Consider the following 21,308-nt stretch of genomic DNA (forward strand, 5'->3'; position numbering starts at 1 on the left):
AAACCACCCGCGCCCCGCGTCTCGGACTTGTCCGGACCGGGGCGTTGGTGTTTGCGGGAAGGTATGTCCCACTCCCTTCGCGCCGCGCTCTTCGATCTGGACGGAACCCTGGTGGACTCGCTGCACGACATTGGCGCGGCGATGAACCATGCCCTGAGCACCCACGGCCTGCCCCCCCATCCGCTGCCGGCCTACCGGCACTTCGTGGGTGAGGGGGCCCAGGTGCTGGTGGCCCGGGCCGTCCCCGAGGCACACGCGCACGCGCGGGAGGCCGTGCTCGCCACCTACCGCGCCTTCTACGCCGAGCACATGTTGGATGAGACCCGGCCGTTCCCAGGCATCCTCCCCCTGCTCGAGTGCCTGGTGGGCGAGGGCGTGAAGCTGGCGGTGCTCAGCAACAAGCCCGACGCGGCCACCCGCCGGCTGGTGACGGAGCTCCTGCCCGGTGTGCGCTTCGCGGCCGTCTATGGTGAGCGCGCCGGGGTGCCCCGCAAGCCGGACCCCACGGCCGCGCTCGGCGTGGCGGCGGAGCTGGGCGTGGACCCGAGCGGGTGCGCCTTCATCGGCGACACGTCCGTGGACATGGACACCGCCCGGGCCGCGGGCATGTACGGCGTGGGCGTGACATGGGGCTTCCGCGACGAGGAGGAACTGCGGACCCACCAGGCCCGGGTGATCGCCCGCTCGGTGGAGGAACTGCTCCAGCACCTGCTGGCCCTGCCTCGCGCCCTTGCTTCCTGAGGGAGCGCGCCCGGGAATGTCTGTTCGGTAGGAGAACAGCCAGGACGGTGGACGTTTCCGCTGCACGGCGGGCCGGTTAACATGCCTCATCCACGCCGCTGAGAGCCGGGACGTGTGTGGGGGGCACCGCCATTCCGACGCAATCACAGCGCCTCGAGCATTTCCGTGTGGAAGGTTCGAGAGGATTCGCCGAAACGCTCGCGCTGGCGGTCGTGCATCTCGCGTCTTCCTGGCTCGGGATGACCCAGGCATCGCTCGTGGGCATCACCCACCCGGTGTGGCCTTCCCTGGGCGTGGCCCTCGCGGGCTTGTTTCTGTTGGGCCGCTCACGCTGGCCCGCCGTCTTCCTGGGCTCGCTGGGCGTCCAGCTGCTCGCGGGCTCCGCCTCCCCCGGCCTGGCGCTGATGCTTGCGGCGGGTCACACCCTGGAGGCGGTGCTGGGGGTGTGGCTGCTGCGGCACCTCGGCTTCTCCGCCAGGCAGGCACGTCTCCAGGACGTGGGCGTGCTCGCCTGCGCCGCGACGGCGGGCACCCTGGTGGGCCTCCCGTCGGGCGTGCTGTCGCTCGCATCCCGGACGTCCCTCTCCTGGGAAGCCGTGGGAGGGCTCGTCTGGCGGGGTTGGATGGAGAGCCTGCTGGGGATGTTGGGGGCCGGGGTGGCCTTGATGCTGCTCGCGCGGCGCAAGCCGGAGACGCTCTGGCGCGAGGGTCTGGCGCTCATGGGGCTGTTGCTGGGCGTGTGTCTGTGGTCCTTCAGCGTGGGCCTGCGGGGCTCCTCGCTCGTCTACGCGCAGGTGCTCGTGCTCTTTCCGCTCGGGGTGTGGGCGGCCCTGCGCTTCGGCTCACCGGGGGCGGCGCTCAGCCTGGTGCTGCTCGTGGCGGTGTCCATGGGCAACGCGCTCGTGGCCTCGGATGTTTTCGTGTCGGCGGAGGGGGCGCGCGTGGCGGGCCTGCTCGGGTTCAAGCTCTTGCTGGCGCTCGCCACCGGCGTCGGGCTGTTGTGGAGGGAGGTGCGCCGCGAACAGGGCGCGGCCAGGACGCAACTGGAGGCGTTGACCACCGCCGTGCGCAACGTGCGCGAGGGAGTGGTCATCTGCGAGAAGCGCCCGGGAGAGGGGCCCCGGATCATCTTCCTCAACCCCTTCTTCCAGGAGATGTGCGGTTGGACGCAGGAGGAACTGGCGGGCCGCTCCCCGTGGGAGCTCTGCGCGGCGGCGCAGGACATCCAGCAGCGGGTGGAAGACACCTTGCGTGAGGAGGGTGACTTTCGTGGTGAAGTGGTGCTGATGCACAAGGACGGCTCACGGCTGTTCAGCCAGATGCACCTGTCGCGCATCCCGAGCGGGGGCGGACAGGTCTCGTACGTCGTGGGCACCCACCATGATCTCACCGCGCAACGGCAGTTGCAGGAGAAGCTCGTCTCCGCGGGGCGGATCGCCGCGGTCGGCACCCTGGCGGCGGGTGTGGGCCATGAAATCAACAACCCACTGGCTTACCTTCTATTGAACCTGGAAGGCGTGGCGCGCAGCCTGCGGCAGGGGCCCGAGCACCTCGCCGAGGCACGCACCCGACTGGACTCCGTGCGCGAGGGCGCCGAGCGCATTCGCGTCATCGTGAGGGACCTGAAGGTCTTCAGTCGGCAGGAAGGAGAGGAGCGGGAAATGTTGGACGTCAACGCGGTAGTGGTTCCCGCGATGCGCATGGCGGCTCACGCGGTGCGAGCCCGGGCCCGGTTGGTGGAAGACTTCGGCTCACCTCCTCCGGTGCTCGGCTGCGAGGCCCGGCTCGGGCAGGTGCTGCTCAACCTGCTCGTCAACGCGCTGCAGGCCATCCCCGAGGGCAATCCCGAGCGGCACGAGGTGCGCGTGCGCACGGGGGGTGACGGCCTCGGCCGCGCCCTGGTGGAGGTGTCCGATACGGGCTGTGGGATGTCTCCCAGCGTGCTCTCGCGCATCTTCGAGCCGTTCTTCACCACCAAGCCCTCCGGCGAGGGCACGGGCCTGGGGCTCGCCATCTGTCAGCAGATCGTCCAGTCCCATGGCGGCGAGCTGCGGGTGCGCAGCGAGCTGGGCAAGGGCAGTGTCTTCACGCTCGTGCTGCCCGCCGCGACGCAGACGTCCGCCACGCCCTCCGAGCCCGAGCCGGCTGGTGCCGTGGCCGAGTCCGCTCCGCGCCGACGCATCCTCATCATCGACGACGAGCCCCGCCTGGCCCAATCCATGCGCATGCTCATCGAGCCCTCGCACGACGTGGTCATCACCACTCGCGGCGCCGAGGCCCTGGCGTGGGTGAGCGCGGGGCAGCGCTTCGATCTGGTGTTGTGTGACTTGCAGATGCCGGGGACGACCGGGATGGACGTCTACTCGCACCTGCGCGCGCACGCGCCGGAGCTGCTCGAGCGGCTCGTCTTCATCTCCGGCGGGGCCTACACCCAGGCCATGCGCGACTTCGTGCGCACGGTGCGCAACCGCGTCCTGGAGAAGCCCGTGCGGCCCAACGAGTTGCTGGCCACCATCGACGAGGCGCTCGCCACCTCGTCCGCGGCCTAGCGCGGCTCAGCTCACACGCGCAGCCACTTGCGCGCCGTGGGTCCGAAGAAGCGCATCACCCCGGACACGGCGAAGAAGCGCGCCGAGCGGCCGATGAGCGCCGCGAGGAAGAAGCGCTCCAACGGCACGCTCACCATGCCGCTGCCGATGGCGACGATCTTGAAGGGCGTGGGCAGCACCGAGCACAAAAGCGCCAACACCCAGAAGTTCTGGCCGAGCAGCTCGCCCACGGTGGCGTTGATGCCGAAGCGCTCGATGCGCGCATCCAGGTTGATGTTCAGGGCGCTCAGGGCGCCCTGGTGCACGAGCACCCCCAGGTAGTAGCCGATGAAGCCCCCGAGGAGGCTCGCCACGGTGCCGAGCAGCGCGTAGCGCACCCACTTGCGCGGCTGGGCGAGCACCATGGGCACGAGCAGCGCGAAGGGCGGAATGGGAAACACCGAGGCGTCCACGACGGACACCAACATCATGGCGCCCAGGGCATGGGGGGTGGACGAGAGGGACTCCACGCGCAGGTAGAGTCGGCGGTACCAGGAGGGTTTCTCGGAAGGGGCGGCCACGGGAGCGGGTTCGGTCATCGAGGGCGCGCACGCTAGCGGAAAGTGGACGCGTTATCAGCCTTCCGTCCCCCGGAAGACGCCCGCCTGCCGGCTGGCGACACCCCCTCATTCACCCGGGCCCGGGGACCGGGCTACGGTGCGCCCCCATGACGACGGCCCTCGAACGCATCGAGCGAACCACCCAGGCTCTCAAGGTCTTTCCGCTGCCTTCCGCGGTCCTCCTGCCGCACGCCGTTCTGCCCCTGCACATCTTCGAGCCGCGCTATCGGGCCCTGGTGCGCGATGCGCTCGCCGGGGACAAGGTGATGGCGCTCGCCCAGCTCGAGCCGGGCTGGGAAGGGCAGTACGCGGAGCGGCCCCCCCTGCAGCCCATGATGTGCGCCGGGCTCATCATCTGGCACGAGGAGCTGCCGGACGGGCGCTACAACATCCTCCTGCAGGGCGTCTGCCGCGCCCGGCTGCTCGCGGAGCTTCCCGCCGACAAGCTCTACCGGGAGGTGCGGGTGCACCCGTTGCCGGACCCGGTCTACCAGGGTCCCGAGGAGGAGCGGCTGCGGCAGGCGGTGCTCGACCTGGCCGGACGCGTGCCGGTGTCCTTCGCGGAGAACCTCCTGCCGCTCGCGGCGCGCTCCCAGGGGGGCATGTTGGCGGACGTGGTGGCCGCCGCCATCGTGCCGGAGCCCGAGCGGCGCCAGGAGCTCTTGTGCGAGCTGGACGTGCGCACGCGGCTGCTGGAGGTGGTGGACGAGGTGGCGGAGCTCGTCGCGCGTTTGAGTCCGGTCAAGCCGACGGGTCCGCTGAATTAGGCGCTTGCATGGCGTGCCGTCCGGGCGTCTGCTCGCGCGCCTCATCCCGTTCTGAGTTCGAGGAGGCACTCTTTCCATGCGGCTCGTGAAGATTGGGCTCGCCAGCGTCAACGTCACCGTGGGTGCCTTCGCCCGCAACGTGGACGCGGCGCTGGAGCTGGCACGCCAGATGGCGGCCGACGACGTCACCGTGGGCGTCTTCCAGGAATCGCTCGTCGGCGGCTATCCCCCCGAGGACCTGGTGCAGTGGCAGGGCTTCGTCGACAACCAGTGGCCCCAGCTCGAGCGCTTCGCCCGGGAGACGGCCTCGCTGCCGACCGTGTTCCTCATCGGCGTGGCGGTGGCGCATCAGGGCCTGCGCTACAACTGCGCCGCCATCGTGGCGGGCGGCAAGGTGGTGGGCCTCGTCCCCAAGGAGAAGCTGCCCACCTACAGCATCTTCTACGAGGGGCGCACCTTCGCCCGCGGCGTGCCCGGCATGCACGAGCACTTCCGGGGCATTCCGCTCGGCGATTATCTCTTCCGCTTCGACTTCGGCATCATCTCCCCCGAGGTGTGCGAGGACATCTGGAGCCCCGAGGGGCCCATCCGCCGGCGCACCTATTCGGGCGGAGAGCTGGTGGTGAACCTGTCCGCCTCGCCCTTCCGGCTGGGCCACGTGGACACCCGGCGCGAGCAGCTCGCCACGCGCGCCGCGGACTTCCAGTGCACCATCGCCTACTCCAACGCGCTGGGCAGCAACGACGGCCTCATCTTCGATGGCGGCGGCTTCATCAACCAGAACGGCAAGCCCGTGGCCGAGGAGCCCCGCTTCCGCCAGGGCTTCGCCGCGGCGGTGGTGGACCTGGACCGCACGCTGCGCCTGCGCACGGAGAACACCACCTGGCGCAGTGATCGGGAGACGTGGCTGCGCGAGGGCGGCAAGCTGGTGCCCACCATCGACTGCACGCAGGTCGTCACCACCCGGCGCGACAAGCTGCGCTACCCCGTGCCCGCCCACCGCAGCTTCTTCCTGCCCGGGCCCGACACCCGCCGCTCCGGACGCGAGGCGCTGTGCGAGGACATCCTCGATGCGCTGTCGCTCGGCGTGGGCGACTACTTCGAGAAGACGCGGGCCTTCAAGGTGCTCGGCATCGCCCTGTCCGGCGGGCGCGACTCGCTGCTCACCCTGCTCGTCGCCCACCGCTACGCCAGGCGCGTGCGGCCCGACAACCCGGGCAGCCTCATCCGCGCCTTCTACATGCCCAGCCGCTACTCGAGTGACGCCACGTGCGACGCGGCGGAGACGATCGCCCGCGAGCTGGGCGTGCCCTTCGAGGTGATCCCCATCGAGGAGGCGTTCGACCGGGAGCTGGAAGTCACCCGCACGATGCTCGGCGGCGCCCAGCCCACGGCCCTCACCGAGCAGAACATCCAGGCGCGCCTGCGCGCCCAGCGCATGTGGAACTGGTCCAACTCCAGCGGGGGCCTGTTCCTGCAGACGGGCAACATGAGCGAGCGCGCGGTGGGCTACACCACCGTGGGTGGAGATTTGATGGGGGCGCTCGCCGTCATCGCCAACGTGCCCAAGACGGTCGTCATGTACCTCCTGGACTATCTGCTGGAGCAGACGAACCACGAGGGCATCCGCAAGGTGCTCTCCAAGCCGGCCGGGCCGGAGCTGGCGCACAACCAGGTGGGCGAGGAGGAGCTGATGCCCTTTCCCATCCTCGACGCGTGCTTCTACCTGTTCGCTGGGGAGAAGCTGGTGCCCGCCGAGATGATGCTGGCGCTCGAGGCGATGTTCCCCGAGGTCGAGGCGGAGCGGCTGCGCGGCTACGTGGAGAAGTTCATCCGGCTCTTCCTCCAGTCCATCTACAAGTGGGTGCAGGCCCCGCTGTCCTTGCACATCGGCAACCTGGACCTGGATCGCGAGCGCGCCCTGCAACTGCCCGTCGTGACGAGCAGTGATTGGACGCGCGGCTGACCCGTCCTCCAGGGCCGTCTGGTCGAGTGCCCTCGGAGCGGGAGGACGGCCCTCCCCCGGGGGCCACTCCTTGCCGATCGTCACACCGGTAACGAACTTCCTGTCACCCACACGACGGTTGGAGGTTCGGATGAACAAGAAGATTTTGGCGGGTCTTGTGACGGCGGTGCTCTCGAGCGGCGCCGCGATGGCCCAGGAAGCCGAGACGGATGTGAATCAGGGGCATGATCAGGGAGCCCCGGCCAACATGGGCATCGGCGGCGCCGGAGATGCGAACCTCCAAGAGCAGGGGCTCGGAGGATCGGGTCAGGTGGCGGCACCTTCCGCGATCCAACCCTCGGCTCCGAACTCGCAGATCATCCAAGGCCAGGGCGGGGTGACGCTCTACTGCACGCCGCTGCAGCCGGGCACGGGCGGCGCGGGCCTGCCGGCGCAGGATCCGCACGCGGGCCTGCTGCCCGGGGAGCAGCCCTCGTCGCTGCAGCGCGACTACGACGTGCATGACTCCGAGGCCATTGGCGGCTCCGGCTACGACGTGAAGGAGGCCGAGGCGCTGAGGGCTCTGGACGAGAAGCCCAAGAAGGAAGCGGACATGCGCGGCCTGACGGTGATGGTCGGCGGCGGTGTGGAAGGCTACACCGGCGGACTGGCTCCCGAGGTGCGGCCCGGCGCGGCCGTGGGCGTGACCGCGGCCATCAAGCCCAGCAAGGTGTTTGGCCTGGAACTCGGCTACTCCGGCGCGGCGAACGAGCTGCGGGGCAACGCGGGCAGTGGTCCGGACATCATCCGCAACGGCGGCCAGGCGGCCCTGACCTTCGGCCTCGCGGCGACGCCCGTGCAGCCCTACGTGCTCGGCGGCCTCGGTCTCAACCGCTACAACGTCCGCAATGCCGGTGACACTGGCTTCCGCGACGACACCAACGCCAACATCCCGGTGGGCGCGGGTCTGCGCACGCACATCGGTGATTTCACCGCCGATGCGCGCATCAACTACAACTTCCTGCTCAACAACGACTTCTCCACGGGCGTGGAGGCCGACACCTGGACGGGCCGCTACACCGGCACCATCAACCTGGGTGGCACGTTCTAGGTCCCCCCGAGAGTGACGAAGTCAGGACAGTCACGGCGCGGTGCCCTGCGATTCCGGGCGCCGCGCCGCTCTTTTTGCAGCCTTCCGGGTGCGGCGCGCGGACGGGGGACGTTAAGGTGGGATTCTTTCCAATGGGAGATGACGCATGAGCTTGCAGGTGGAGGACACGAAGGTTGGCACGGGCACCGAGGCCGTGGCGGGCAAGACGGTGACGGTGCATTACGTGGGGACGCTCACCAACGGCTCGAAGTTCGACAGCAGCCGGGACCGCAAGGAGGGTTTCACCTTCCGCCTGGGCGCGGGTCAGGTCATCCAGGGCTGGGACAAGGGCGTGGCGGGCATGAAGGTCGGGGGCATTCGCAAGCTCACCATCCCGCCGGAGATGGGCTACGGCGCCCGGGGCTTCCCGCCCGTCATTCCCCCCAACTCCACGTTGCTTTTCGAGGTGGAATTGTTGGAGGTCCGTTAGGAGCTTTCCCATGGCCACACTCGAAATCACCAAGGACAATTTCAAGGACACGGTCTCCAAGCCGGGCATCGTCATGCTCGACTGGTGGGCCTCGTGGTGCGGTCCCTGCCGCGCCTTCGCGCCCATCTACGACAAGACCGCCGAGAAGCATGAGGACATCGTCTTCGGGAAGATCGACACGGACGCGCAGCCGGAGCTCTCCGGCAGCTTCCAGATCCGCTCCATCCCCACGCTGATGGTGTTCCGGGATGGGGTGTTGCTCTTCGAGCAGCCCGGCGCCCTGCCCGCGGCGGCCCTGGAGGATCTCATCCGGCAGGTGCGCGCGCTCGACATGGCCGAGGTGCATCGGCAGATCGAGGCGAGCAAGAAGGCCAAGGAGCCGCAAGCCTGAGCGCCCGGGCGCGCGGGGCACCCCCCGCGGCCCGTGAGCGGTGGGGGTTCCCGGGGCAGGCGTTCTGGGGCAGGCTCGGGGCCTATGTCCTGGGCGTGGGTGCGCAACTGGTGGCGGGGCAGGACGGCGCAACCGCTGCGTCCCCTCCTGGAATGGTGGAGCCGCAGCCCCGTGCTGCTCGTGCTCCAGGCGCTCGTCGTGTCCATGGTGTGGGGCGCCTTCGACGCGCTGGGTCTGTCGAATCTCTTCTTCCATGACGTGCCCCGGGTGACGTTCATCGCGGGCTTCATCGCGGCGATGTTGCTCGGGCAGTTGTGTTTCATCGGCTACCTGCTGGACGCGGACGAGCGGTGGGCCCTGGCGCCCCGGCGGGGCAAGCGCGGCGGGGTGCCGCCTTCGCTCGGCTGGTACCTGTTCCGCACCGGCACCTATCCGCTGCTGTTGGGCGTGCTCAGCGTGCCGTGCCTCATCCGTCGGCACTTCGCCTTCCTCTTCGGCGAGCTGGCCGCGCTGGGCGTCATGGTGCTGCTCACCCGGGGCACCGAGTGGTTGCGGCGCTGGAGCGAGTCGGACTGGCGCCGGCACCGCTTGCTGCGGCGCATCGGGGCGACGTTCTTCCGCCGGCGCTCGACCCACCTGCTGGTGCTGCACGTGCTGCAGGCCTGGTTGTTGTTGCTCTTCGTGCTGGGCTACCTGCTGGTGGCCGCGAACGTGGCGCTCACGGGGGTGCACAACTGGGTGTCTCCCGCGGTGGTCATCTGCGTGGCGGTGGGCCTGAGCGGGGCCGTCTATGGCGCGGTCCGCTTCTTCTTTCCCTCGCGCCACATGGGCACCTTCCTGCTCGCCGGAGCCCTGGTGTTGTTCGGCGGGCGCGGGTGCGCGGACGACTCCGTCTACGCCGAGCTGTCCCTGTCCCAGCCGCCCGCGTACACGGGCGCGCGTCCGGGCCCTCCCCGGGACACGGGCCTGCTCGGCGACGAGGAGGCGCTCCAGGCGTGGCTGGCGCGGATGCGGGCGGAGCCACCCCCCGGGGCCTCGTGGCTCGCTCCCGGGGACACGCCGCCCGTGTCCGAGGAGGCTTGGGGCCCCTGCGCGCCGGGCCCCAAGCCCCGCATGGCGCTGGTGGCGACGAGCGGCGGCGGCATCCGCGCGGCGGCCTGGACGGCGCACGTGCTCTCCAAGCTCCAGGGGCCCGAGGGAGTGCCGGGCTTCCACCGCTACGTGCGTCTGGTCACCGGCGCCTCGGGCGGCATGGTGGCGGCGGGCACCTGGGTGACGGCGCTGCGGGCCGAGGGCCTGCCCGGGGACTTCTCCCTGCCGGCCGTGATGCAGCAGGACAGCCTCTCCTCTCCGGCCATCTCGCTGCTGCTGCCCGGAGGCGAGGACCGGGGCCGCTCGCTGGAGCACACCTGGGTGCGCAACACCGAGGGCCTGTTGGGGCGCTCCTTCGAGGCGCTGCGTCCGGGCGAGGCCTCCGGGTGGCTGCCCTCGCTCGTGTATTCACCCATGCTGGTGGAGGACGGGCGGCGGCTGCTGGTGAGCAACCTGGATCTGTCGGCGCTCACCTCGTCCGAGTCGAGCATCCTGGTGGCGGACCCGAGTGGAGACTCGCGCGAGGAGGCTTCCCGGGCCCTGCTCTCGCTGTCGGGCGTGCAGCTCTTCCAGCTCTTCCCCCGCAAGCAATCCGTCTTCTCGGTGGCCACGGCGGCGCGCATGAGCGCCTCGTTTCCCTACATGAGCCCGGCGAGCGCGCTGCCCACCGCGCCGCGCGTGCGGGTGGTGGACGCCGGCTACTACGACAACTACGGGGTGGACCTGGCGCTCATGTGGTTGCACGCGCATCGCCAGTGGATCCGCGCGTGCACCTCGGGCGTGGTGCTGCTGCAGATTCGAGATCACCTGCGCAACGGCCGGCTCTCGAAGCTGAGCGAGAGCGGGGCGGGCGCGGTGATGGGAGGGCTCACGTCCCCCATCGAGGCGGTGCTCCAGGCGCGCGAGTCGAGCATGTCGTTTCGCAACGACGAGCTGCTGAGCCTCGTGCAGGACGAGCTGAACGCCGGACAGCCGTGCTTCTTCACCACCCAGCCCTTCGAGTTCAGCCAGACGGCGCCCTTGAGCTGGGCGCTGTCGGCGCACGATGTGGCGCAGCTGCAGCGCGCCGCGGACAGCGCCACGATGGCTCACCAGGTGGCCGCGGTGCGCGAGTGGCTCACCGCGAGCCCCGAGGCCCAGGCGCGTGCCCGGCAGCTCCTGCTCTGCCCGGGCCAACGTGACGTGCCGCCGTGAGCCGGGGCTCAGACGCCGGCGATGACGAACCGGAGCGCGGCGGCGAACTCCTCCTCGCCTTCGTAGACGGGATGGCGCACCCACGTGCGCGCCTCCACGCCTCCGCGCAGCAACTGGGTGCCGCTGTCCGGCTCGAACGTCCACTCCGGCACGTCCCCCACCAGGTGGTCCACCCCCCACGGCGAGCAGCACTCCTCCCAGTCCTCCTGGGGCATGTTGCCCCATGGGTAGCGCCGTCCATCCGTGCCGCGCGCCGCCATCTCCCACTCGTCCGCCGTGGGCAGACGCAAGGTGACACCTTCCAGCTCCGACAGCTGGGCGCACAGCTTTTCCGCCTCCTTGCACGAGCCCAACCACACCTGCTCGTGGTCAGAGACGACACGGACGGGTTGCGGCTGACCCACCCACTTGGCGAGGGGGCGATCCATGGGGACGCGGGCCACGAAGAAGCCCGCGGAGCGCACGCGGCGCACGGGGGGAGCGCCCAGCCAGTGTTCGATGGGGGCCACCCACTGCAGGGGCACGCCCGAGCGGCGCAGGAAGTACAGGCCGCCTTCCTCCAGCACGCCCGGGGGCAGGGCGGTGGGTCCGGGCCCCGTCTCCAGGGGGGTGCTCAGCGAGTGCAAGAGCAGCGAGGCCGAGTCCGTCACCTCGAGCTCCCCCGCCAGCAACTGCCACAGCGGCCGGAGCGGATCCCTCCCGGGCACCGTGTCCCCTGGGTTGCGGCGCTCCTGGAGGTAGCGGATGACCCCGTACCAGAGCTGCTCGAGGAAGCGGCGCTCGCGCGGCTCGTCCACCTCCTGCAGCAGCGTGGGCGTGTCCGAGGACTGCAACAGGGGCAGCATCTCCCGGGCGCGCAGCCTGGCCGCCGTCAGGGCGCCCGTCAGACGCACCTCCAGGTCGGCATCCCTCAGCGCCGCGCGCAACAGCCCGTCCACCCGCGGGTGGGCGGCCGGCTCGCGCATGAGCCAGCGCAGCTCCTGCCGCCGGTTCTCCAGCGAGGACAGCCCCTGGATCAGCGCCGTCTGTCCCGGGGTGGAGGATGATGTGTGCCCAAGGCGTGGGTTCAAAACGACCCCCCCGGGGATATCCTGGGCGGTGCCTTGTCCCACGAGGGACTGGACGCGCAGGGAGTAGGGTCCGATGACCAGTTCGTCCTCGAATTTGAGCACGGAGGGGTGGTCCACGGGCTTGCCGTTGAGCCAGGTTCCGTTCTTCGAGTTCTCGTCCAACACGATGGTGGCTCCTTCAATGGCAACCAGTCGACAGTGGGTGCGTGAGACGCTGCCGTTATCGAGGACGAGATCGTTCGCGGGATCCCTCCCGATGGCGATTTCCCGCCGCTTGAGGATCCCCGTCTGGGTGCTGTTCTCACCAATGAACCCGACAGTGATGTTGAACACGCGTGCTCCTGGGAGGAGGGCCCGTACGCCCGGTTGCCGGCACCAGTTCCAAGCACGTCGCATGCCAGCGCACCCTCGCTCATTTATTACCGTGCTACCAGAGACTTTTAATCCCATCGCTTCCGGGAAGTCCGCTCCGGGCGGTCGCCAGACGTCAAAACTGCTATCAGTCCTGACGGCAGTCTCGTACCCGGAGTGAGAATGGCAGGCGGGCACAAGGACACAGCGGGGGGAGGCGAGGGCGCCGCGGGGCGGGCGGGGCGGGAGAACGAGCCGGACACGTCTTCGGGGTGGAATCCGCCCTACCGCGAGCCCAAGGCGCTGCGCGTGCAGCGCGAGGGCATCGAGGATCTGGTGTCCCCGCTGTATCCAGACCGGGCCTACATCTTCGGGCGGTCGCCGGAGTCCACCGTGGTCTTCTCCCACGAGGCGGTGAGCCGGCAGCACGGGCGCCTGTCGCTGCGCGAGGATCGCCGCTGGGTGTACCGGGACCTCGACTCGAAGAATGGCAGCTACGTGGGCCGCCCGGACGTGCCCGGCAAGGAGACCCGGGTGCGCTTCCAGCGCCTCACCCCCTCGAAGGATCGGGTGCTCGAGGCGGGGGACATGGTGCTTTTGGGCAACGGCAAGAGCCGCCTCACCCTGCTGGCCGAGATGCCCCTGGAGGGTGGGGCCCGTCCCCACACCACACCGCGTGTCTCCTCGGCCACGGTGCAGCTCGAGCGCTCCATCGACCGGTGCGCGCGCCACCCGCTGCCGGTGTTCCTCCGGGGCGACTCGGGCACGGGCAAGACGTTCATCGCGCGGGAAATCCACCGCCGCGGCGGTCTGGAGGGCAGCTTCGTCATCCTCAACTGTGGGCGGCTGCCACAGGATCCCGCCTCGCTCACGAGTGAATTGCTCGGGCATCTCAAGGGCGCGTACACGGGCGCCTCGCTCGCGCGCGTGGGCAAGCTCTATGGGGCCAACGGCGGCACGCTCTTCCTGGACGAGGTGGAGTTCCTGCCGCGCATCGCCCAGGACTTCCTCGTGGACGTGCTGGAGGGCACCGGGAGCCTCGCGCCGCTGGGCGCTCCGGCGGACTTCCGCGAGCCCCCGCCCCGCTTCCGCCTCATCTCCGCCTCCAAGGTGCCGCTGCGGCAGACGGACTTGCGGCCGGACCTGGCGCAGCGGCTCGCCGCGGGCGACTTCATCATCCTGCCCACGCTCGAGGAGCGGCGCGAGGACATCCCCCACCTCGTCGCCACCTTCCTGCACCGGCTCAAGGTCGAGCAGCAGTACGACGCCCAGCTCACCCCCGAGGCGCTCGACTTCCTCGCGCGGGCGAACTGGCCCGGGCAGATCCGCGAGCTGGAGTCCACCGTGCGCACGGTGGTGGCGCGCGAGGCGGCCCAGCAGTCCCTGGAGGGCAACGCGAGCGCGCCGGCCCTCATCTCGCTCGAGGCGGTGCGCTCCTATCTGGAGCAGCGCGCGTTGGGCTTCGGAGGCGCGCTGGGGCCGCTGGCGCCGCTGCTCCTGCCGATGACGGGCTCCTCCCCGGTGGAGTCCCTGGCGCCCGTGCGCAAGCGACCCAGTGCCCTGACCGTCCAGGACATCCAGGAGGCCCTGGCCCGGCAGGGTGGCAACAAGACCCGGACCGCGGCGGACCTGGGCATCGCGCTCAACACGCTCAAGGCCCGGATGAAGGCGTTGGGGATGTCGTGAGCGGGGGCTAGCGCCGCACCACCCGGTTGCGCCCGGCCTGCTTCGCCTGGAGACAGGACGCCTCGGCCGCGTCCAGCAGGTTGCCATACGGCTCCTGGGGCCGCATCGCCGCGACGCCCACCGACACCGTGAGGTGGAAGCCGCCCGGCTCCGGGCCGAATCGCCTCGCCGCGAACCGGCGGCACATGCGCTGCGCGAGCCGCTCGCCCATGTCCGGGGTCACCGCGTAGAGCAGCGCCGCGAAGGCGTCCCCCTCCATGCGCCCGATGGGCCCGCGCCCGTCCAGCTCCGCGGCGAGCTCGTCCACCAGCGCGCTCAACGCCGTGTCCATCGCCTCGCGGCCGTGCGCGTCGTTGCCCTCCTGGGTCTCATCCACGTCCACCCACAGCAGCGTGAGCGGCAGCCGCGCCAGGTGCGCGTCCGACACGGCGCGCGCCAGCAACTCCTCGAAGTAGGGCCGCAGGTAGGCGCCCGTCCGGGGACACACCTGGGGGGCGCGTTCGCTCATCGGCGGCTCTCACTTGTGCGAGGCGGCGCGTGTCTTCGCGTGCGCCTTGTGGAAGCCCTCGTAGAAGCGCACCGCGTTGTCGCCCACCGTTTGGATGTGCTTGTTGTTGAGGTACGCCGTCACCGGCCCGGCCACCAGGGGCATCGCCCGTCCGAGCGTCTGCATGCCCCCCTTCTTGAGCAGCACCTCGGCCACCTTGCCCAGCACCCGCGGCCCCGAGCGCTGGATGGTTCCCACGCCCGTCGTGTAGCCGTACAGGTCCAACAGCTCGTTGAGCGCGTGCGTGCCCTTGAGGTTCACCTTGTACAGCGTGGCCACGTCCACGAGCAGCGTGAGCTGCAGCCACGCCATCACCGTCAAATCCACGGGCAGCCCCATGAGCCCGAAGGCACCGAAGATGCCCCCGGTCATGCTCGCCACGTGCTTCTTCTCGTCGATGAGCCGCTGGGCCCGCTCGCGCACGCCCGCGGACGGGTAGCGCTGCTCCAGCTCCAGCACCCGCTTGCGCGCGCGCGGCACCTCCTGCTGCACCAGGTCCGTGAGCTTCGTGTCCGCCAGCTTCTTCAGCTCCGCGGGGGTGAGCTTCTTCACCGTGTCGGCGATGGGATCATAGAACGCCATGCTGCCCTCCTCCCCTCAATAACCCTGCTCCTCGAGGTACAGGTCCACCAGCGCCGCTTCCTCGTACCAGGCATGCCGCATCTCCACCTGGAACCAGCGCGAGTCCGGCTTCGTCGAGCGCACCTCGAGCTTCACCTGGTCGGGCGCCGTGTCGATGACCACCGCCCGGGCCTTGCACGCCGGCCCCGGCTCCTCGCCATAGCCGTCCTCCAGGCACACCTCGTCGCCCACGGCCAGCCGCCGCGTGTACTCGGTCGCCAGGTAGCGGGCCTCGTCACACGGGCCGCGCACCGACGAGCGCCCATGCTGCTCGCAGCGATCCTTCAGCGGCGCGCGCACCACCTTCACCGAGCCCACCAATGGATCATCGTCGTTGGGGTTGGGACGGAACGCCTCGCGGCTCGTCCCACAGCCGACGAGCATCCCCACCAGGACCGCGCCTGCCCACGTCCACTTCATCTCGTCCCTCGCCTCTCGAAGCGCCTCCGCGCGCCCCTCGCGCGCGAGCATGGCAAGCCCGCGCGGGAGCGTAAAGCGGAGCGAGGCGGACGGGACGTGCTTCAGGCGATGCGCCGCGCCGGGCCCGGAATCTCCTCCGTCACCCCGGGCACGATGCGGTTGGCGGCGTCCACGAACACCACCGTCGGCTTCCAGTTCCTCGCCTCGTTCTCCTCCACCTCGGCGAACGTGGCGATGATGACCAGGTCCCCCGGCTTGTTCAGGTGCGCGGCGGCGCCATTGATGCAGATGACGCCGCTGCCCGCCTCACCCTCCAGGGCGTACGTCTCCAGGCGGGTGCCTTGCGTCACGTTCCACACCGCCACCTTCTCGAAGGGGAGGATGTCGGCGGCGCGCAAGAGGTTCCGGTCGATCGTGACCGAGCCCTCGTAATCCAGATCGGCCTGGGTCACGGTCGCGCGGTGGATTTTGGACTTGAAGAGGATTCGGCGCATGGCGGATGTCGGGGTCCGTGGGGAATTCCGGCGCAACCGTAACGGGGGATGCGCCGGGGAACAACCGACAACACCTCGTCCGCCAGCCTGCCCTCCTCTCCGCCGCGAACTACTTCCGGAAATTCAGGAGTTGGGAGATGTCCATCGGCACGTTCTGGGAGCCGGACTGCAACTGGCCGTCGAGCATCACCTGGGCGTTGCCCCCCGAGCGCAGGGCATTGGCCGCGGACAGGGCGCTGGCGAAGTTGATCTTCAGGGGCAGGGTGAGCTCCTTGGTGCCACCGGGCTCGAGCATGCCGAGGTTGCCCGTGGCGAGGTTGCCCACGTTGGCGCCCGCCACCTTGAGCGCGCCGCCGATGCCCGCCACCGGCAGGGCGAAGCTGTTGCGGTTCTTCACCACCAGGGGGAACTCCACCGTGGCGCCCTGCACGGTGACGTTGGTGATGCGCGGCGACTGGAACTGCACCTGGGGAATCTTGGGGACCTCGAAGGTGCCCTCGTGCTCCAGGGGGAAGCTGAGCACGCCCAGCGGCGTCTTCACGCCGAGGCTGCCCTGGGCCTTGTAGCGGGCGCTGTCCTTGTTGAGGAACGTCGTCACCACCGGCGCGATGTCCGCGAAGCGCACGTTGGCGGGGAAGACGAGCTCCGACTTGCCGTTGGCCTTGAGGTTGAGGCCCTTGGCGGGCGTGCCCGCCACCACCTGCTTGTCCTCGACGAAGAAGGCGTAGCTGATCGACGCGAGGCTGAGGCCCAGCGGGTTGGGGTTGTTGAGCTGGTAGACGAGGTCGACGGTGGCGTCGGAGAGCGAGGCCTGGGACAGGCGCGCCGTCTTGAAGGTGAGGGTGGGCTTCTTGAAGGCATTCTTGGCCATCTTCTGCAGCGCGGCGCAGCCGGTGCCGAGCGAGAGGCCAAGGACAGCGAGGAGGAGGAAGGTTCGATTCGTCTTCATGGGTAGGGAGGCGGACGGGAAGAGCGCCGGGGCCATTCAATCGCCCCTCGCGCGGGCCGTCACCGGGACAGTGCACCGGGTGGGGGGCGATGGTAAGTCTTGAGCACCTTGAGACCGCGCGAATTCCGCTGGTTGTCCGTCCTGCTCGGCGCCTTGTTGTCGCTGTCCGCCTGCTCCCGGAGCGCGGGCGGGGAGTCCAACCGTACGCTGCCGCTCGCTCCGTGCCGCCTGGAGGGCGTGGGAAGGCAGGCCCTGTGCGGCACCCTGGAGGTGTGGGAGGACCGCGCGGCGAAGCAGGGGCGCAAGGTGCCCTTGAAGGTCGTGGTGGTGCCCGCGCTCGCCTCCTCGCCCCTGTCGGATCCGCTGGTGCTCCTGGCCGGCGGCCCCGGACAGGGCGCCGCGAAGCTGGCCGGGCAGGTGATGCCGCTGCTCGAGCGCATCCAACGCCAGAGGGATCTCGTCTTCGTGGACCAGCGCGGTACCGGCGACTCCCGGCCGCTCGAGTGCGATCCCATCCCGCCCACCGCGCCGCTCACCGAGCAGTTCGACGACACCTTCCGCGAGAAGGAGGTGCGCGCGTGCCTGGCCAGCTACGACGCGGACGTGCGCCTGTACACCACACCCATCGCCATGGATGACCTGGACGAGGTGCGCGCGGCGCTCGGCTACGACAAGCTCAACCTCTGGGGCGTGTCCTACGGCACCCGCGCCGCGCTCGTGTACCTGCGCCAGCACCCCGAGCACGTGCGCACCGTCATCCTCGATGGCGTGGCGCCCCTGTCGCTCGTGCTCCCCCTCTACGTCGCGCGCGACGGCCAGCGCTCGTTGGACTTGCTGCTCACGAGCTGCGAGCAGGACGCGGTGTGCTCGCACCGCTACCCGAACCTGCGCGACCGCTTCACCACGCTCCTGGAGAGCCTGGCGCGTGAGCCCCTGAAGACCCGCGTGCAGCACCCCCTCACCGGCGCCCTCGAGGACGTGACCCTCACCCGCACGGCCTTCGTGGGCGCGCTGCACTCCCTGCTCTACATGCCCGAGACGGCCGCCATGCTCCCGCTCGTGGTGGACCGCGCCACCCAGGGCGACTGGGGCCCCTTCGTCGCCCTCTACGTCACCATGCACGGCAACCTCGAGCGGAACATGAGCCGGGGCATGTACCTGTCCGTGGTGTGCTCCGAGGACGTGCCCCTCATCACCGAGGAGGCCCTCGTGCGCGAGACGCGCGGCTCCTGGATGGGCGAGCGCGAGCTGCGCGACACGCTCAAGACGTGTGAGCTGTGGCCCCGGGGCAGCGTGCCCGCGGGCTACCGGGAGCCGGTGACGTCGGACGTGCCGGTGCTGCTCCTGTCCGGGGAGCTGGATCCCGTGACGCCGCCCCAGTGGGCCGAGGACGCGAAGAAGACGCTGTCCAACAGCCTGCACGTGGTGCTGCCCGGCGTGGGCCATGGGACGAGCTCCGTCGGGTGCGCGCGCACCCTCATGGCGGACTTCCTGACGCGCGGGAGCGTGAAGGGACTCGAGCCCAAGTGCCGCGAGAGCCTGGCCCGTCCTCCCTTCTTCACCTCCTTCGCGGGGCCGGTGCCATGATCGACGTGACGAACCTGCACAAGCGCTTCGGCGCGGTGACGGCCGTGGAGGACGTGAGCTTCCGCGCCGAGGACGGCGTGGTGACGGGGCTGCTCGGGCCCAACGGCGCGGGCAAGACGACCACCCTGCGCATGCTCTACTCGCTCATCCGCCCGGACCGGGGCAGCGTGAAGGTGGACGGCCTGGACGTCGCCGAGCGCCCCCTGGACGTGCGCCGCGCCCTGGGCGTGCTGCCCGACGCCCGCGGCCTCTACCCGCGCCTCACCGCGCGCGAGCACGTGCGCTACACCGGGGAGTTGCACGGCCTGTCCGGCGCGGCGCTCGACTCGCGCATCGCCGAGCTGGTGGAGCTGCTCGACATGAAGGACATCGCCGACCGGCGCACCGAGGGCTTCAGCCAGGGAGAGCGCATGAAGGTGGCGTTGGCGCGGGCGCTCGTGCACGGGCCGCGCAACGTGCTGCTGGACGAGCCCACCAACGGCCTGGACGTGATGAGCACGCGCGCGGTGCGCACGCTCATCCGCCGCCTGCGCGAGCAGGGCCACTGCATCGTGTTCTCCAGCCACGTGATGCAGGAGGTGGCCGCGCTGTGCGACCGCATCGTGGTGGTGGCGCGCGGCCGCGTGGTGGCGGACGGCACCCCGGACGAGCTGCGCGCGCGCACGGGCAGGGAGAACCTCGAGGAGGCGTTCGTGGCGATCATCGGCAGTGACCAGGGGTTGATGCTATGAAGTCGCTGCTGTCCACGGTGTTCCGCAAGGAGATGCGCGACCACCTGCGCGACCACCGCTCGGTGTGGAGCGCGGTGGGCATGACCCTGCTGGGGCCCCTCCTCTTCGGGGTCATGTTCACGGTCATGGCCTCCTGGCTCAACAAGGACAAGCCCCTGGAGCTGCCCGTGCTGGGCCGCTCCCATGCCCCGAGCCTCGTCGCCTACCTGGAGCGCTCCGGCGCCACGCTCACCGAGCCTCCCGCGGACTACGAGGCGCGCATCCAGGCGGGCAAGCTGGACACGGTGCTCATCATCCCCGAGGACTACGGCGAGGACTTCGCCGCGGGCCGCACCGCCAAGGTGCACCTCGTCATGGACAACTCGCGCAACCAGGCGCGCACCACCATCCGCCGGGTGCAGCAGTTGATCAACGGGTACTCGGGCCTGCTGGGCGCGCAGCGGCTGCTCGCGCGCGGGGTGGCGCCGGAGCTCGCCTCGCCCGTCAAGATCGAGGAGGTGGACCTGTCCACGCCGGAGCGGCTGGCGGCGAGCCTGCTGTCCATCATCCCCATCTTCCTCGTGTTCGCCGCCTTCTCGGGCGGGATGAACGTGGCCATCGACGCCATGGCGGGCGAGCGCGAGCGTGGCTCGCTGGAGTCCCTGCTGCTCAATCCCGTGCGGCGCGAGGCGCTGGTGGTGGGCAAGTGGCTCGCCGCCGTGGTGTTCGCCATCGCGGCGACGACGCTGTGCCTCGTGGCCTTCCTCCTGGTGATGAACCGGGTGCCCCTGCAGGACCTGGGCGTGAAGGTGCGGTTGGACGCGCTCGCGGTGCTGGGCCTGTGGGCGGGCGTGCTGCCCCTGGCGCTCATGGCCTCGGCGGGACAGATGCTCCTGTCCACCTTCGCGCGCTCCTTCAAGGAAGCGCAGACGTACATGCAGATGTTGTCGCTCCTGCCCACGCTGCCCGGCATGGTGCTGGTGCTCTCGCCCGTGCAGAGCCAGACGTGGATGTTCGCCGTGCCGGTGCTGGGTCAGGAGATGCTCGTGCAGGAGTTGATGCGCGGCGAGCCCCTCGGCCCCATGCCCTTCGTGCTGGGGCTCGTGAGCTGCACGGCGCTCGCGCTGGTGTTCCTCGCGTGGACGGCCCGCCTGCTGCGCGACGAGCGCATCATCTTCGGCCGCTCCTGAGCCGCTCCCATGGTGACGCTGAGCCAGGGACTTCGTGTCGACGGGTGCCTTCTCCGCTATGCGGACAGCGGAGGAGAAGGAACACCGATCGTGTTCACTCATGGGGCAGGCGCCGACCATCACATGTTCGACGCGCAGTACGATCGGCTCGCGATGTCGGGACACCGGGTGGTGGTATGGGACATGCGCGGACACGGGGCATCCAGGCCGAATGGTGAACCCTTCACCGGGGAGCGCGCGTGCCGGGATCTCATCGCGCTCATCGAGCACCTGCGACTGTTCAAGCCAGTGCTGGCTGGGCTCTCGCTCGGTGGCAATCTCTCCCAGGCGGCCGTTCGGCGGAGCCCCGGGTCCTACAGGGCCCTCATCGTGATGGGCGCCACCTGGAACACAGGGCCGCTCACCGCCACCGAGCGTTTCCTGCTCAAGCTGGCGGCTCCGTCACTCGCGTTGGTGCCAGAGTCGAGACTTCCGCTTCTCATGGCACGCGCGTCGGCGGTGACGTCCGCCGCTCGGGAAGACGCGGTTCGCGCGTTCGCGCAGATGAGCAAGCCGCGGTTCATCGAGGTCTGGAAGGCGACGGTCGGATTCGTCACGCCCGAGCCCTCGTACCGGACTCCACTCCCTCTCTGTTTGATCAGGGGCGCTGCCGACGAGACGGGAAACATCGCCACCGCGATGCCTCGGTGGGCCGCGGCGGAAGGAATCACCGAACATGTCGTCCCCAATGCGGGGCACCTTGTCAGTCAGGATGCGCCAGAGGCCGTCACCGCGATCATCGAGAGGTTTGTCTCCACGCTTCCGCGCGCGTGAGGTGCCGGTCCG

General features: G+C 70.0%; 20 protein-coding genes. 13 read left to right on the forward strand and 7 right to left on the reverse strand.

The window, feature by feature from the left end; translation table 11 throughout:
• Positions 1-63: 63 nt before the first annotated feature.
• Together D187_RS18630 and D187_RS18635 are read left to right on the forward strand one after the other, a co-directional pair.
• Positions 64-741: an HAD family hydrolase gene (locus tag D187_RS18630; protein WP_002621933.1), complete on the forward strand. Its 678-nt coding sequence runs from the start codon at positions 64-66 to the stop codon at positions 739-741.
• Between the two features lie 212 nt (positions 742-953).
• Positions 954-3,290, forward strand: coding sequence for an ATP-binding protein (locus D187_RS18635; protein WP_245591758.1), 2,337 nt, complete (start codon positions 954-956; stop codon positions 3,288-3,290).
• 11 nt (positions 3,291-3,301) lie between these two features.
• Here the strand turns inward: D187_RS18635 and D187_RS18640 are convergent, their stop codons facing one another.
• A complete protein-coding gene (locus tag D187_RS18640; RefSeq protein ID WP_002621936.1) occupies positions 3,302-3,868 on the reverse strand; it encodes a YqaA family protein in 567 nt (188 codons plus the stop codon).
• A 128-nt stretch (positions 3,869-3,996) separates the two neighbouring features.
• Here D187_RS18640 and D187_RS18645 point away from each other — a divergent pair, with 128 nt between their 5' ends.
• The 6 genes from D187_RS18645 to D187_RS18670 all read left to right on the forward strand — a co-directional run bounded on the left by D187_RS18645 (position 3,997) and on the right by D187_RS18670 (position 10,858).
• Positions 3,997-4,656 carry an LON peptidase substrate-binding domain-containing protein gene (locus D187_RS18645; RefSeq protein ID WP_002621937.1) on the forward strand — a complete coding sequence of 220 codons (660 nt, stop codon included), beginning with the start codon at positions 3,997-3,999 and terminating at the stop codon, positions 4,654-4,656.
• 76 nt (positions 4,657-4,732) lie between these two features.
• Positions 4,733-6,622 (forward strand): NAD(+) synthase, encoded by a 1,890-nt coding sequence (nadE, locus tag D187_RS18650; RefSeq protein ID WP_002621938.1) that lies wholly within the window; start codon positions 4,733-4,735, stop codon positions 6,620-6,622.
• A 130-nt stretch (positions 6,623-6,752) separates the two neighbouring features.
• Positions 6,753-7,712, forward strand: a complete 960-nt coding sequence (locus D187_RS56380) for an outer membrane protein (RefSeq protein WP_002621939.1) — start codon at positions 6,753-6,755, stop codon at positions 7,710-7,712.
• A gap of 145 nt (positions 7,713-7,857) precedes the next feature.
• Entirely contained in the window at positions 7,858-8,181 is a 324-nt protein-coding gene (locus D187_RS18660; protein WP_002621940.1) for an FKBP-type peptidyl-prolyl cis-trans isomerase, read from the forward strand.
• A 10-nt stretch (positions 8,182-8,191) separates the two neighbouring features.
• The gene (trxA, locus tag D187_RS18665) at positions 8,192-8,572 is read left to right on the forward strand and encodes a thioredoxin (RefSeq protein WP_002621941.1); all 381 of its coding nucleotides are present in this window, start codon (positions 8,192-8,194) and stop codon (positions 8,570-8,572) included.
• An 84-nt stretch (positions 8,573-8,656) separates the two neighbouring features.
• The gene (locus D187_RS18670; RefSeq protein WP_155893432.1) at positions 8,657-10,858 is read left to right on the forward strand and encodes a patatin-like phospholipase family protein; all 2,202 of its coding nucleotides are present in this window, start codon (positions 8,657-8,659) and stop codon (positions 10,856-10,858) included.
• Between the two features lie 8 nt (positions 10,859-10,866).
• Here D187_RS18670 and D187_RS18675 read toward each other — a convergent pair whose 3' ends face one another.
• Complete coding sequence (locus D187_RS18675; protein ID WP_002621943.1) at positions 10,867-12,261, reverse strand: FHA domain-containing protein; 1,395 nt, start codon at positions 12,259-12,261, stop codon at positions 10,867-10,869.
• Positions 12,262-12,462: 201 nt separating this feature from the next.
• Here D187_RS18675 and D187_RS18680 point away from each other — a divergent pair, with 201 nt between their 5' ends.
• The gene (locus tag D187_RS18680; RefSeq protein WP_002621944.1) at positions 12,463-13,965 is read left to right on the forward strand and encodes a sigma-54-dependent Fis family transcriptional regulator; all 1,503 of its coding nucleotides are present in this window, start codon (positions 12,463-12,465) and stop codon (positions 13,963-13,965) included.
• A gap of 7 nt (positions 13,966-13,972) precedes the next feature.
• Here the strand turns inward: D187_RS18680 and D187_RS18685 are convergent, their stop codons facing one another.
• The 5 genes from D187_RS18685 to D187_RS18705 all read right to left on the reverse strand — a co-directional run bounded on the left by D187_RS18685 (position 13,973) and on the right by D187_RS18705 (position 16,996).
• Complete coding sequence (locus D187_RS18685; protein ID WP_002621945.1) at positions 13,973-14,473, reverse strand: GGDEF domain-containing protein; 501 nt, start codon at positions 14,471-14,473, stop codon at positions 13,973-13,975.
• 9 nt (positions 14,474-14,482) lie between these two features.
• Positions 14,483-15,094, reverse strand: a complete 612-nt coding sequence (locus D187_RS18690) for an EcsC family protein (protein WP_002621946.1) — start codon at positions 15,092-15,094, stop codon at positions 14,483-14,485.
• 15 nt (positions 15,095-15,109) lie between these two features.
• Positions 15,110-15,604, reverse strand: coding sequence for a hypothetical protein (locus tag D187_RS18695; protein ID WP_002621947.1), 495 nt, complete (start codon positions 15,602-15,604; stop codon positions 15,110-15,112).
• Between the two features lie 50 nt (positions 15,605-15,654).
• A complete protein-coding gene (gene panD, locus D187_RS18700) occupies positions 15,655-16,047 on the reverse strand; it encodes an aspartate 1-decarboxylase (RefSeq protein WP_002621948.1) in 393 nt (130 codons plus the stop codon).
• A gap of 109 nt (positions 16,048-16,156) precedes the next feature.
• Positions 16,157-16,996, reverse strand: a complete 840-nt coding sequence (locus D187_RS18705) for an LEA/WHy family protein (protein WP_043430546.1) — start codon at positions 16,994-16,996, stop codon at positions 16,157-16,159.
• A 108-nt stretch (positions 16,997-17,104) separates the two neighbouring features.
• Between D187_RS18705 and D187_RS18710 the strand changes: the two genes are divergently transcribed.
• From D187_RS18710 to D187_RS18725, 4 genes are read left to right on the forward strand one after another with little or no spacing between them, the layout of a single operon-like run.
• Positions 17,105-18,583, forward strand: a complete 1,479-nt coding sequence (locus D187_RS18710; protein WP_438356958.1) for an alpha/beta hydrolase — start codon at positions 17,105-17,107, stop codon at positions 18,581-18,583.
• Positions 18,580-19,314: an ABC transporter ATP-binding protein gene (locus D187_RS18715; protein WP_002621951.1), complete on the forward strand. Its 735-nt coding sequence runs from the start codon at positions 18,580-18,582 to the stop codon at positions 19,312-19,314. Before D187_RS18710 ends, D187_RS18715 begins: the two co-directional genes overlap by 4 nt.
• Positions 19,311-20,483 carry an ABC transporter permease gene (locus D187_RS18720; protein WP_002621952.1) on the forward strand — a complete coding sequence of 391 codons (1,173 nt, stop codon included), beginning with the start codon at positions 19,311-19,313 and terminating at the stop codon, positions 20,481-20,483. Before D187_RS18715 ends, D187_RS18720 begins: the two co-directional genes overlap by 4 nt.
• 9 nt (positions 20,484-20,492) lie before the next feature.
• Positions 20,493-21,296, forward strand: coding sequence for an alpha/beta fold hydrolase (locus D187_RS18725; RefSeq protein WP_043430550.1), 804 nt, complete (start codon positions 20,493-20,495; stop codon positions 21,294-21,296).
• Positions 21,297-21,308 lie beyond the last annotated feature (12 nt).

This window comes from Cystobacter fuscus DSM 2262 (assembly GCF_000335475.2).
Lineage (GTDB): Bacteria > Myxococcota > Myxococcia > Myxococcales > Myxococcaceae > Cystobacter > Cystobacter fuscus.